A 12,669-nucleotide genomic window follows, 5' to 3' on the forward strand; every position below is an offset into this window, starting at 1 on the left:
ACCCTTTTAGGACGCCGCGGCCGGCGGCAAAAAAGACGTAGAAGCGATATTTTGGTTTGCCAAAATTCGCTATAAAAGATGTACACGGAAGTACATCTTTTATGCATTATTCGGTGCGGCGCACGGCACGGAACAATTCTTCTTTTGTAATCTTTGTCCAAATCGGGCGGCCGTGAGGGCAGTGCGGATCTTTTAAATTGAATATGTCGAATAAAAGCCGTTGTGCGGTAAGCGGATCCAAAACGTGTCCGTCTTTCACGGCCGCCCTGCACGAGCTGGTCGCCGCGATCGAGCGGATTATTTCGTCCGGGGCGATGCGCTTGTCCAGCAAATCTTTTTGCAGATCGCGTTCCGTTCCGTGCCATTTTATCGGCACCGATTCTACTTCCCAGCGCCCCGATCCGCAATTTTTCATCGTAAAGCCCGCTTTATGCAATGAAGGAACAAGCGACTCAAGGTAGCGGTCGTCGTCTTCGCTTGCCGTTTCTATAACGAGGGGAACGAGAAGCGCCTGTTTTTCTCCGGCCGTTTCCAAAAACCGTTCGAAAAGAAGGCGCTCATGTCCGGCATGTTGATCGACAAGGTATAAATCGCCGTCTTTTTCGGCTATTAAAAAAACGCCCAATGCCGAGCCGATAAAGCGCAGGTTGTTCGCTGCACTTGTGCCGGCGCTTTCGGCTGAGTCCGTGACTTCGGCCGTATCGTACGCCGCGTTTTCACCGGCTTTGTTGCCGATTTGCGTGTGGCGGTCTGCGTTAAAAAAGGCGGCTTCGGCAAGGCTACGCGCACCGTTTGCGGATCCCGTATAATCGGCATAATCGGAAGCGTGTTCCCGTTCGCAGGCTTTCCCGGATCCGAAAAAGCCGTCATTAAAAAAATCGCCGTACAAAGCAGAGTTCCGCGGTTCGGCGCGGGTCGCACCGGATGATTTGGAGAACCGCATCGGGTCGGAGGACATTTTTACGGCCGCTTCGCTTACGTTTTCGCGCGAAAGCTCATGGATGCTTAGATCGCGGTAAAAATTGCGCACGGCGGAACTTATGCCGTGATGGACGGGGCCGATATCTTTAAAGCGCACCTCTTTTTTTGCCGGGTGAATGTTGAAGTCCACAAGGGACGAATCGATGTTTAAAAACAAACAGGCGATCGGATGAGTTCCGTTCGGAAAATATCCTTCGGCGCCGTAATCGATTGCCTGCAAAAGGGCGTATTCCTGAACGCGTCTTCCGTTTACGAATACGTACATGAGTTTGCGGTCGCTGCGGTACATGCCGCTTTCGCCCAAAATAATCGAAAAGGACCACGCGGGCGAGGCGGGGGAAACGGCGGCCGCACCGGCTCCCTGCGGCACATTTTTTGCGGCCCGATTTTCGGCGTCTGCGGAATGTTCGGCGGCATTTTTACCGTCGTGCGAGCGTATTTCGTAAAACAGCGGAAGGTTTTCGTTCATTTCAAGCGCGCTGCAAAAACGCTGCACGGGCGTTTGCCCCGCGGGAAAGTCGAAGCGGATTTTGGAATCGCAAATGAGGCGGAATGCTCTATCGGGAAAGGGGAGACTTTTGTCGATGAATACCTGTTTGCATAAAGCGGTTTCCGCTTGTGCCCGTTTTAAAAAACGGTGCCGTGCGGGAAAGTTTTCAAACAAACCGCGGCACACGGCGACGGTTCCTGCGGGAAGGGAAGCGGGGCCTATAAACTGCTTGTTGTCCGGCCCGGTTTCGAGGTGCCACGCTTGGCCATTTCTGCACGCCGTAATTTCCAAACGGCTGACGGCCGCAATCGATGCAAGCGCTTCGCCGCGGAAGCCGAGCGTCGTCAAGTGTTCAAGGTCGCCGTCGGAAACGATTTTGCTGGTTGCATGGGGAAGGGCGCACAGTTCGACGTCTTCTTTTGTCATGCCGCAGCCGTTATCGGCAACGCGGATAAGGCTTGTGCCGCCCGATTCTATTTCGGCGGTAATGCGCGAAGCGCCCGAATCCACCGCATTGTCCAAAAATTCGCGCAAAACCGCGCAGGGGCGGTCGATAACCTCTCCGGCGGCTATTTTACGCGCAACCTCCGGCACAAGCGTTTTAACGGGACGGAATTCTATGTCGTTTTCACTCATCGTATGCGCTCCCGTGTTTTATTCGTCGTTCAGCGAACTGAATAAATCGAGTTCCGGCTTTTCGTCGATTTCCGTCGGACGGTTTATAAGCTGCTGAATTTTTCCCTCGATTTTATCCAATTCTTTTTCCATGCCCTTTGCAAGCGTGATGCCTTCTTCAAAAAGTTTCAACGCATCTTCGAGTTTGATGTCCGTTTTTTTTATTTCCGTTCCGAGCTGTTCAAGCCGTTCAAGTCTTTGTTCGAAATTTTTCATATTTTCTCCCGATTAGGCGCGCTTTTACAACGAGGCGAGCGCCGCCTTTTCTTTTGTCGCAACGACGACGTTTACACTTCCCTTTGCGGGACGCACAACAAGGTTTTGTCCTTCTTTTGTTTGATTTGCGTCGCGGATCACTTGTCCCGTCGCGGCGTCGGTAACGACCGAGTACCCGCGCGCCAAAATACTGTGCGGATTTGCCGCTTCCAAATCGCGCCGCGCAAGATCGATGCGTCGCTTCGCCTCATCGACGCGGGTTTGCACGGATGCGAGCAAAGCTTCCTTTGCGTCGTCAAAACGCTGCAAAAGCGGCTGTTCGACGGTTCTGAAACGAAGCTCGAGGTTTTCCGCGGAAAACGATTTTACCAAAAGGCGCATATTTTGTACACGGCTTTTTACCGCGTCGCATAAGGCGCTTTTTGTTGCCGCGATATTATGAATAATGTCGTCGAGTACGGGAACCGTCAGTTCGGCCGCCGCAGAAGGAGTGGGGGCGCGCACGTCCGCGGCAAAATCGCTTAAAGCCCAGTCGATTTCGTGCCCGACAGCCGATACGGTCGGAATTGAAGATGCGGCAACGGCGCGTACGACGGCTTCTTCGGAAAAGGGCAAAAGGTCTTCGAGCGAACCGCCTCCGCGTCCGACAATCAGAACGTCCGCCAGAGAAAACATATTTGCGCGCTTTATTTGAGAAGCGATTTGTTCGGCCGCATCGGCTCCCTGCACGGCGCAGGGCAGCACGGTAACCGACACTTTGGGATTACGCCGTTTTGTAATTTGCAAAATGTCGCGCAGGGCGGCTCCGGTCGGGCTTGTTACAACGCCGACGCATGCGGGGAAAAAGGGCAGGGGGCGCTTTTTTGCGCTGTCGAACAAACCCTCGGCTGCAAGTTTTTGTTTGCGCTCTTCGATCAATTTAAGGATATCGCCCGCACCGGCTTCTTCCATGCGCTCAACAACGATTTGATAGCTTCCGCGAAGCGCATATACCGAAAGCGAACCGCTTACGCGCACTTTCATTCCGTCGCGGGGAACAAAGGGCAGCGTTCGCGCTTTCCCTTTAAACAGTACCGCCTGAATGGCCGATGTTTCGTCTTTGAGCGTAAAATAGATGTGTCCCGTGCTGGAAGGCCGATAGTTCGAAATCTCGCCTTCAACGGTCAGCGCCGAAAACGAGGTTTCGATAAGCTCTTTAAGAATTTCGGTAATCTGCGTTACGCTGAAAACCTGCGTTTCCATGACTGCCCCTCCCAAAGCAAATCTCTACCGGTATTCCATAATGCACGCTTGGTGCGCTTGCAAAATGCCGGATGCGGGATCGTGTTCCGTGTTGGCGCACAGGATCTTTACCGCGCGCGAGGCAAGAAAGGTTTGTAACTCCTTGTTTAAGCGCACGTCTTTTGCGTTAAAATTCAGCAGCACCAGGCAGTTTTGCTCCGAAAGCGTGCGCGTATACGCGAACACGTTTTTGGGGCTTTTTATGCGTTTGAACGCGCCGTTCAAAAGGGCGGGACTTTGTTCACGGAGCGCGATGAGCGTTTTGTAAAAGGCGAATACGGAATCGGGCCGCGCCCTTTGTTCCTGCGCGTTTATATACCGATAGTTTTCGTTTACGCCGATCCACGGTTTTCCCGTTGTAAAACCCGCTTCTTTTTCCGCCGACCACTGCATGGGCGTGCGCGCGTTGTCGCGCGATGTTTTTAAAATCAGCTTCCATGCCGTCTTTTCGGGAAAATGCATTTTGCGCATAAGGCGGTAAATGTTGAATGTTTCAAGATCGCGGAAATCTTCGATGCGCGTAAAGCCGCCGTTTGTCATGCCCAATTCCTGACCTTCGTATACGTACGGCGTTCCTTTCAGCGTAAAAAGCATACAGGCGGTCAATTTGGCAAAGCGCTCGAGTGCGTCTTTTGCGCCCGGTTTATTCAATTCGTCAAGACTTCCGGTAAAAGAGCCGTAGCGGCTTACCGTGCGCGGCTGGTCGTGGTTTTCAAAATAGTTTGCGTTCCAGCCGACTTCGTTTTGCCATTTTGCAAGGACGGAAAAAAGCCTTTCGGGTTTGAACGGAATTTTAAGCCACTTGTTGTTTATACTGTCGGCATCCATGTGGGCAAACGAAAAGACCATGTCCAATTCGCCGCGGCTTTCGCCGCACAAATCGTTCGCCATCGCAGGCGTTACGAGCACGGTTTCGCCGACGGTAAAGCAGTCGTAGTTCGAAAAAACGGTGCGCCGCAGTTCGCGTAAAATACTGTGGCAGCCTTGCTGCGAGAGATAGTGTTCCCGTCCGGTGAGAATGAGCCGCTTTTTGCCGTTTTTTAAACTCGTTTTGTAAATGACGTTTATAACGTCGCAGCGGAAGCCCGCAATGCCCATGTCGAGCCAGTATTTTAAAATACTTTGAATTTCCCGCATTACTTTGGGATTTTTCCAGTTCAAATCGGGCTGTTTTTTCGAAAAAAGGTGCAGGTAGTATTGGCCGGTCGTTTCGTCTTTTTCCCACACCGGTCCGCTGAAAAAGCTTGTCCAGTTGTTCGGCATTTTGCCGTCTTTGCCGCTTTGCCAAATGTAATAGTCGCGGTACGGATCGTCGACGCCGCTGCGGCTTTGTTTAAACCATTCGTGTTCGTCGGACGTATGATTTATAACCAAGTCCATGACGATTTTTATGTCGCGTTTTTTCGCTTCGGAAATTAAGCGCTTCATGTCCGAAAGCGTTCCGAAGTCCGGGTGGATATTGCGGTAATCGCTGATATCGTACCCGTTGTCGTCGTTCGGGGAACAATACACCGGCGAAAGCCAAATGATTCCTATGCCCAAGTCGGCAAGATAATCGAGTTTTGAAATAATGCCTTTAAGGTCGCCTATGCCGTCGCCGTTCGAATCGCAAAAGCTGCGCGGATAAATCTGATACACCGTCCGCGTTTTCCACCACGGAAGTCCGTTTTGCGTTTCGGTTCTTTTTTTCGATTTCGGAGTAAAAAACATACCGTCCCCCATTTACAAGCAGTATAGGCGAATTTATGCCGAAACGCAAGTCGGTATGAAATTGCACATCCTTGTGCAATTTCATACCCGAGTTTTTCTTCGAAAAACTCGCAAGTCATACAACTTTTCCGCCCTCCGTGGCGGCTATCGTATTGCACATCCTTGTACAATTTCATAGCCGAGTTTTTCTTTGAAAAACTCGCAAGTCATTGGTACCGAATATTAATCGGTGCCGAATTGTTTTTTTACCCGATTTGTGGTAAAATCGAATTCGTTATGCAAATGCCGTCTTTTTTTGAAATCGTAAAAATTCTTGTTATTGCCCTTGTCGAAGGCGTAACCGAATGGCTGCCGGTGAGCAGTTCGGGACACATGCTTTTGGTAGACGCTTTTTTGCCGCTTAAAGCGAGCGCCGAATTCAAATCGCTGTTTTTTATCGTTATACAGCTTGCCGCCGTGTGCGCCGTTATAGTGCTCTTTTGGGAAGATATGTTTCCGTTCCGCTTCGGTAAAGAAAATATCAAAGAAAAAACCGTCGTACAAAAAGACATTTTCGTTTTATGGTTTAAAACGCTTATCGCCTGCATACCCGGCGCGGCTGCCGTCTTTTTATTCGGCGACTTTATCGAAGCGCATTTACAAACACCCGCCGTCATTTCCTGCGCTCTTATCTTTTACGGTATTTTATTCATCGTCGTGGAACGGATAAACGAAAAGCGTTCCGCCCGAATCGAACAGCTTTCGGCAATCGATTATAAAACCGCCTTTATCATAGGGCTTTTTCAAGTGCTGTCGATAATTCCCGGCACTTCCCGTTCGGGCGCGACCATTATCGGCGCCCTGCTTATCGGCGTATCGCGGCAAGCCGCCGCAAGCTTTACGTTTTTTTTGGCCGTTCCCGTTATGCTCGGTTCAAGTTTGTTAAAACTCTTAAAATACGGCGGCTCCCTCAGCGCACACGAAGCGATCCTTTTGCTGACAGGCTGCGCCGTATCTTTTGCCGTTTCGCTTGCCGCAGTAAAGTTTTTAATGAGCTATATTAAAAAGCACGATTTTAAAGCGTTCGGGCTGTACCGCATTGCGCTCGGCCTTATCGTTTTGTTTGCGCTTAAAATTGTGTAAGGCCGGCGCCGATGAATGAACCGCCGTTTAAAATTACATCGAAAGCTATAAATCTTATTTCTCAAATATCCGAAAAAATCGGAGAAATCCGTAATTTGGAAGAACATTTGCATAGCGTGCAGCTTAGGAAAGAGAATCGCATTAAAACAATTCATTCGTCGTTGGCGATTGAAAATAATTCTCTGAGCATTGAGCAAATAACGGCGATTGTTGACGGAAAAAAAGTGTTCGGCCCTCCGAATGAGATACGGGAAGTAAAAAATGCAATACAGGCATACGATTTGCTTTTAAATTTGAATCCGTACGAAGAAAAAGATTTGTTAAAAGCGCACAGTCTTATGATGGACGATTTGGTAAAGCGCAGCGGAAAATACAGAAAGGGCGGAGTCGGTATTTTTGACGGGCACGATGTAGTTCATATAGCTCCTCCTGCCGACAGAGTTCCCGTCTTAATGGCCGATTTATTTGAATGGCTGAAAGTGAGCGACGTCCACCCCCTAATTAAAAGCTGCGTATTTCACTATGAATTCGAATTCATCCACCCCTTCGAAGACGGCAACGGCAGAATGGGGCGATTATGGCAAACGGTAATTCTTAAAGAGTGGAAGACTGTGTTTGCATGGCTTCCGATTGAAACTTTAATAAAAGAAAGACAAAATGAATATTATCAAGCGCTTGCTTTAAGCGATGCGCGTTCGGACAGTACGGATTTTATTGAATTTATGCTTTCGGTTATCTTGCATACAATAGACACAATTGTTGATAATCAGGCAAAGATTACTCAAAAGATTTCTGTAAAGATTACTCTAAATCAAAAGAAAATCATACGGGAAATAGAGAAAAATCCGTACATTACGCAAGCAGAACTTGCCGAAGCGGTCGGTATTGCACGCTTGAATATCATCAAAAATATGAAAAAGCTGCAAGAACAAAACATACTCAAACGTATCGGCGCCGATAAAAACGGTTATTGGCAGATTGCCGACGGTGCCTCAGCGATTATATATTGAACTTTACCTTTTTGCCGCTGTCTTTGTAGTATTCGCTGCGCAATTCCTTTATCTGCTCATCGGCAAGGTAATCGTCAAAGTTCATCATGCGGTCGATGACGCCGCCGGGTGTAATTTCGATTATGCGGTTTGCAATCGAACTGATAAATTCGTGGTCGTGGCTGTTGAACAGCACAACGCCGCTAAAGGCCGTCAGCGCTTCGTTCAAACTCGTAATCGCTTCCAAATCCAAGTGATTGGTCGGCTCGTCCAAAATAAGCACGTTTGCGCCGGAAAGCATCATTTTAGACAGCATACAGCGCACCTTTTCGCCTCCGGACAATACGCGTACCGGCTTAAGCGATTCGTCGCCGCTGAAAAGCATGCGGCCCAAAAAACCGCGCACGTACGCGTCGTCCTGTTCGGGCGAATACTGACGGAGCCAATCGGTAATATTCAAATCGTTATCGAAATAAGACGAATTGTCTATCGACAAATACGAATACGTACAGGTTTGCCCCCAATATACGTCGCCCGAATCGGCTTTCAGATTTCCGGTAATAATATCGAACAGAGCAGACTTTGCCTTGTGCTCCAAACCGACAAAGGCGATTTTATCGGTTTTGTTGACGACAAGGCTGAAATCTTTAAGCAGCGTAATACCTTCGTGGGTATAGTTCAGCTTTTCGACGCGCAACACATTGTTGCCGATGTCGCGCAACGGCTTAAAATTGACGTACGGAAATTTGCGGCTCGTAACCTGCAATTCTTCCAGCGCAAGTTTGTCGTAGATTTTTTTGCGGCTTGTGGCCTGTTTGCTTTTTGCCGCGTTCGATGCAAAGCGCAGGATGAATTCGCGCAAATCTTTCATTTTTTCCTCGCGCTTTTTCGCCTGATCTTTTGCCTGCCGCTGCATGATTTGACTCATTTGATACCAAAAATCGTAGTTGCCCGTAAATTGACTGATTTTTCCGTAGTCGATGTCGCAAATATACGTGCACACCGCGTTCAAAAAGTGGCGGTCGTGGCTGACGACGATAACCGTGTTCGGAAAATCGATTAAAAATTCTTCGAGCCAGTTTATCGATTCCAAATCCAAGCCGTTGGTCGGTTCGTCCAAAAGCAAAATATCCGGCTCGCCGAACAAAGCCTGCGCAAGAAGTACGCGCACTTTTTGGCTTTCGTCGAGCTCGTTCATCATGCGGTTGTGGTATTCTTCTTCAACTCCCAAACCGGAAAGCATTTGTTCGATTTGATTTTCCGCTTCCCATCCGCCCATTTCGGAAAACTCGCCTTCGAGCTCGCTTGCCCGAAGACCGTCCTCTTCGGTAAAGTCGGCTTTTTCATATATCGCTTCGCGCGCTTTCGCACATTCGTACAGTTTCGGGAAGCCCATCATAACCGTATCTTTTACCGAGTATTCGTCAAAGGCAAAGTGCTCCTGCTTGAGCACCGCCATGCGCTCGCCCGTTCCGATGATAACGTCGCCCGAATCGTGTTCGAGTTCGCCCGAAAGAATTTTAAGGAATGTCGATTTTCCGGCGCCGTTTGCACCGATTATGCCGTAACAATTGCCCGGCGTGAATTTTAAATTGACGTCTTTAAACAGCGGCTTTTCGCCGAATTTCAAACTGATATTGCTTACACTTAACATTATTACAGTATATAAATAAACGCCGCACGCTGTCAATTATAAGAGGAAGTACGATTTTATCCGCCGATCCTTACCGCTTGGTAAACAGGCTTTTTAAGGCGGAGAAAAAGCCTTTCTTTTCGCTCTTTTTTTGCGCAGGGGCGGCGGACTTCGCGTTTTGCGCTTTTGCGCGGGAGGTGTCCGCTTGCCTTCCGCCGCCTGCTTGCCATGCCGAAGATGCTTGGTGCGATGCGGGAGAGTTCCGGTAATCTTTTGTGCTGCGGTTTTTATGTCTCTTTGAACCGCTTCGTTTTTTGTCCGCCGTTTTGTCCGAAGCGCCGTATGAGCCTTCCGCGCCGCTTTGAGCCTGCTTGGAACCGTATTTTTCGCGGTACAGCTTCATGCGCTCTTCAAAAGAAAGCGAAGACATATCGGCCGCGTGTCTTCGTTCGGCTTCGCTTCCGGCCGCTCCGGTTGCGAACGAATTTTTGTTTGTGCGCCGGTTATCTTTTGTGCGGGGCTTTTTGCTTTTGCCGTCGCTTTTCTTTTCGCCGTAGCGGCCGAACGACGAGCGGGTTAAGCTTTTTGCACCTCTTTTTCCGCGGTTTTGTTTGAATCCCGAATCGTCGTATTTGTTTTCGTCGTAATAGGAGTCGAGTTTTATATATACGCCGTCGCTTTTATCTTCGGCGAACATATCGGCAAAAGCAACCGATGAGGGAATGGAATTTCCCAAATATCGCTCGATGGCCGGAAGATTGTATACGTCCTGTTCGCTGCAAAAGGTGTACGCTTTGCCGCTTTTGCCTGCGCGGGCGGTGCGGCCTATGCGGTGAACGTAATTTTCGGATTCGTTCGGTAAATCGAAGTTTACGACCATCGCAAGATCGTCGACGTCTATGCCGCGCGCGGCAACGTCCGTTGCGACAAGACAGGTCAGCGATCCGCTTTTAAATGAATCCAATACCTGCAGCCGTTTTGCCTGCGGCAAATCGCCGATAATGAATTCGGCTTCTATGCCGTTTAAGCGCAAACGCTTTGCAATGACTTCGCAGCTGCGTTTCGTATTGCAAAAAATAATGACGCTCGCCGGTTTTTCGTTTTTCAGAATTCCCAAAAGCAGCTTCATTTTATCGCCGCTTGATACGTGCAAAAGCATTTGATTGATTTCATCGACGGTGATGTTTTCGCTTTCGATCGTTATTTCCTGCGCGTTATCCGTATATTCCCATGCAAGATTTTTAACATAGGTATTCAGCGTTGCGCTGAACAGCATGGTTTGGCGGCATTCGGTTTTGGGCAGCACTTTTATCAGTTTGCGCAAGTCCGGGTAAAAACCCATGTCGAACATGCGGTCGGCTTCATCAACGACCAAAAAACCGACGCCGCTTAAATCCAATATGGCGGATTCCTGTAAATCGATGAGGCGGCCCGGCGTTCCGATAATGATGTCGACGCCTTTTTTCAAAAGGGAAGTTTGCTTTGTATAGCCGACTCCGCCGTAAAAGCTTGCGGATTTTAATCCCGTTTCGCCCGCGAGCGTGCACGCTTCTTCTTCAACCTGAACCGCCAATTCCCTTGTCGGCACCATAACGAGGGCTTTTTTACCCTTCATTTTCGGCGAGCACATCATTTGCTGAATAATCGTAATCAAATAGGCTGCGGTTTTGCCCGTTCCCGTTTGCGACTGCACGTAAAGGTCGGCGCCTTCGAGCGCCTTTGTGAGCACTTGCTCCTGTACGGGCGTGCACACCGTATATCCGGCTTTTGCAATACCTTTTGCAAGCCCTTCGTCCAACTGTAATTCGTCAAAATTCATAATAATAAATGTAGTTTAGCATATTTTGCGTACAGCGTAAAGGGACAAAAAGAAAGATAAAAAAGAAAGAAAAACTCGAATTTTTTGTGGATTTTTGTTATAATAGACTAATATGAAAATAACAATAAAAAAACATGCGGTATTTTTCGTATTCGTTTTATTGTTTTGCATGCGGACGGTGCGCTCAGCCGCCTTCGACTTTAGCGGAAATGAAAACGGTCCTCATGATATCAGCGCAGCCTTTATATTCAATACGAAAAAAGGCATCGAACCGAATATTTTTTATGCCGATTTTCTGTATACATATTCGCGTTCTTTTGCCGAAGCTTCCGCCGGAGTTCAGCTTACATCCGCAAATGCCGACCTTCTTCTAAAGGCAATGTATCTTCCGCTGAATGTTTTGCATCACAAAATAGGGCTTGCGGCAACATATCACATGAGCGGCTTGTACAATGTCGGCACGATTCACGACATCGTAGGGGCATTTGAATACACGCTGACAATGCCGGACAGATTCATCTTTTTTGCACAAGCCGGTTATATGTATCAGTGGATATGTACTGCGGTTCCCGGCGGCAAGACGATTGTAACCGGTCAATATTCAAAAACCGGCGCGTTGCATTGTACCGCTGTTATAAAAAAAGAATGGTATGTGGGCGGAGGCATGAGCACATACGAAAACTTCCGCTATCCCGTTTTTGTTACGCCGTCCATACAATTTGATGTGTATTACCGCTCTAAAGGAACATTGATTCCGGAGGGTTTGTATATAGGCTTGGAAGCCTGTTTGCGGTATTCCGATTTTTTTACACTTACCGCCTATCCCGAAAACTTTCTTATTAAATCGGTTGTGGGAATAAAACTATGAAAAATAAATTGATTTTTATCTGCGCCGTTTTTTTGCTGTGTACCGGCTGTAAATTCGGCTTGCAGGAGATATTTTGGCGCGCGGATCCCGTCGATCGGCGCTCAAAGGAATTGGTTAAACTGACCGACAGCGAATTGTCATTTAAAAGCGGAATACTTCCACAACAATATGATTGTCTTTTAATTACCGATGTCCACTTCGGAAACGATCGCTATTCGGTGCATCAAGATGCTTTTTTCAAATCGCTGGAAGAATATCGGGATAACCATCCGGCGCCTGTTCATCCGCAAATACTGTTTTGTATTGCGCTCGGCGACATAGCCGATCACGGCCGGGCAGCTGAATTTGACGCGTATGAAGCTTTTCAAAATCGTCTTAGAAAGATAGATATCGGCGGCGGTAAAAAGTTGGAAGTATACAATGTTGTGGGCAATCACGATTTATACAATTCCGGGTGGAAGTTGTGGGAAAAAGCATGCTTTCCGCATAAAAGCGCTTATTATTTTGAAACGCAGGCTTTTGAATGGTATTTTGTCGATACCGCAAACGGTACGCTGGGCAGGCCCCAGTTTTACGATTTGAAAGCGAAAGTACAAAGTTCTTCAAAACCTAAATTTATTTTTACGCATTATCCGCTTTACGGCAATGCGATTCAATATTTCAGCCTTTCAAATCCGCGCGAGCGGGCGGAATTGATTTCTTTGTGCGCACAAAATAACGTAAAAATGTATTGTTCGGGGCATTATCACCGCGGCGCATATTACGACTACGGACGTTTTGAAGAGTTTGCGCTCAAAGCGTTCGGACATTACCGCAAATACTACATATTGCACGTCGATGAAACTGCGCAGACTTTCAGCGTGGAAACGGTTTCGTTTTGATAAG

10 protein-coding genes are annotated in these 12,669 nt (G+C 48.2%); 4 read left to right on the plus strand and 6 right to left on the minus strand.

What is annotated here, in order from left to right:
* Nucleotides 1–106: 106 nt before the first annotated feature.
* From mutL to HMPREF9194_RS04340, 4 genes are read right to left on the minus strand one after another with little or no spacing between them, the layout of a single operon-like run.
* A complete protein-coding gene (gene mutL / locus HMPREF9194_RS04325; protein ID WP_016525159.1) occupies nt 107–2,107 on the minus strand; it encodes a DNA mismatch repair endonuclease MutL in 2,001 nt (666 codons plus the stop codon).
* 18 nt (nt 2,108–2,125) lie between these two features.
* Nucleotides 2,126–2,362, minus strand: coding sequence for an exodeoxyribonuclease VII small subunit (gene xseB / locus HMPREF9194_RS04330; RefSeq protein WP_016525160.1), 237 nt, complete (start codon nt 2,360–2,362; stop codon nt 2,126–2,128).
* 24 nt (nt 2,363–2,386) lie between these two features.
* Complete coding sequence (xseA, locus tag HMPREF9194_RS04335; protein WP_016525161.1) at nt 2,387–3,604, minus strand: exodeoxyribonuclease VII large subunit; 1,218 nt, start codon at nt 3,602–3,604, stop codon at nt 2,387–2,389.
* A 24-nt stretch (nt 3,605–3,628) separates the two neighbouring features.
* A complete protein-coding gene (locus HMPREF9194_RS04340) occupies nt 3,629–5,353 on the minus strand; it encodes a glycoside hydrolase family 13 protein (RefSeq protein ID WP_016525162.1) in 1,725 nt (574 codons plus the stop codon).
* 162 nt (nt 5,354–5,515) lie between these two features.
* Here HMPREF9194_RS04340 and HMPREF9194_RS04345 point away from each other — a divergent pair, with 162 nt between their 5' ends.
* Nucleotides 5,516–6,475 (plus strand): undecaprenyl-diphosphate phosphatase, encoded by a 960-nt coding sequence (locus HMPREF9194_RS04345; protein ID WP_245540720.1) that lies wholly within the window; start codon nt 5,516–5,518, stop codon nt 6,473–6,475.
* 11 nt (nt 6,476–6,486) lie between these two features.
* Entirely contained in the window at nt 6,487–7,485 is a 999-nt protein-coding gene (locus tag HMPREF9194_RS04350) for a Fic family protein (protein WP_016525164.1), read from the plus strand.
* Here HMPREF9194_RS04350 and HMPREF9194_RS04355 read toward each other — a convergent pair.
* Together HMPREF9194_RS04355 and HMPREF9194_RS04360 are read right to left on the minus strand one after the other, a co-directional pair.
* On the minus strand, nt 7,475–9,118 hold the full coding sequence (locus tag HMPREF9194_RS04355) for an ABC-F family ATP-binding cassette domain-containing protein (RefSeq protein WP_016525165.1): 1,644 nt from the start codon (nt 9,116–9,118) through the stop codon (nt 7,475–7,477). The genes HMPREF9194_RS04350 and HMPREF9194_RS04355 overlap by 11 nt on opposite strands.
* A 70-nt stretch (nt 9,119–9,188) precedes the next feature.
* A complete protein-coding gene (locus HMPREF9194_RS04360; RefSeq protein WP_016525166.1) occupies nt 9,189–10,916 on the minus strand; it encodes a DEAD/DEAH box helicase in 1,728 nt (575 codons plus the stop codon).
* 112 nt (nt 10,917–11,028) lie between these two features.
* Here HMPREF9194_RS04360 and HMPREF9194_RS04365 point away from each other — a divergent pair, with 112 nt between their 5' ends.
* Both HMPREF9194_RS04365 and HMPREF9194_RS04370 read left to right on the plus strand, forming a co-directional pair.
* A complete protein-coding gene (locus HMPREF9194_RS04365; protein ID WP_016525167.1) occupies nt 11,029–11,784 on the plus strand; it encodes a hypothetical protein in 756 nt (251 codons plus the stop codon).
* Nucleotides 11,781–12,665, plus strand: a complete 885-nt coding sequence (locus HMPREF9194_RS04370) for a metallophosphoesterase family protein (RefSeq protein ID WP_016525168.1) — start codon at nt 11,781–11,783, stop codon at nt 12,663–12,665. Before HMPREF9194_RS04365 ends, HMPREF9194_RS04370 begins: the two co-directional genes overlap by 4 nt.
* The last annotated feature ends 4 nt before the right edge of the window (nt 12,666–12,669 follow it).

This window comes from Treponema maltophilum ATCC 51939 (genome assembly GCF_000413055.1).
In the GTDB taxonomy this organism is placed as follows: domain Bacteria; phylum Spirochaetota; class Spirochaetia; order Treponematales; family Treponemataceae; genus Treponema_C; species Treponema_C maltophilum.

What these genes read in the sequence shown, in the direction of transcription:
- xseB (WP_016525160.1), bottom strand. Translation starts at nt 2,362, where the DNA reads ATGAAAAATTTCGAACAAAGACTTGAACGGCTTGAACAGCTCGGAACG.
- HMPREF9194_RS04360 (WP_016525166.1), bottom strand. Translation starts at nt 10,916, where the DNA reads ATGAATTTTGACGAATTACAGTTGGACGAAGGGCTTGCAAAAGGTATT.
- HMPREF9194_RS04350 (WP_016525164.1), top strand. Translation starts at nt 6,487, where the DNA reads ATGAATGAACCGCCGTTTAAAATTACATCGAAAGCTATAAATCTTATT.
- HMPREF9194_RS04370 (WP_016525168.1), top strand. Translation starts at nt 11,781, where the DNA reads ATGAAAAATAAATTGATTTTTATCTGCGCCGTTTTTTTGCTGTGTACC.
- HMPREF9194_RS04340 (WP_016525162.1), bottom strand. Translation starts at nt 5,353, where the DNA reads ATGTTTTTTACTCCGAAATCGAAAAAAAGAACCGAAACGCAAAACGGA.
- xseA (WP_016525161.1), bottom strand. Translation starts at nt 3,604, where the DNA reads ATGGAAACGCAGGTTTTCAGCGTAACGCAGATTACCGAAATTCTTAAA.
- HMPREF9194_RS04355 (WP_016525165.1), bottom strand. Translation starts at nt 9,118, where the DNA reads ATGTTAAGTGTAAGCAATATCAGTTTGAAATTCGGCGAAAAGCCGCTG.
- mutL (WP_016525159.1), bottom strand. Translation starts at nt 2,107, where the DNA reads ATGAGTGAAAACGACATAGAATTCCGTCCCGTTAAAACGCTTGTGCCG.
- HMPREF9194_RS04365 (WP_016525167.1), top strand. Translation starts at nt 11,029, where the DNA reads ATGAAAATAACAATAAAAAAACATGCGGTATTTTTCGTATTCGTTTTA.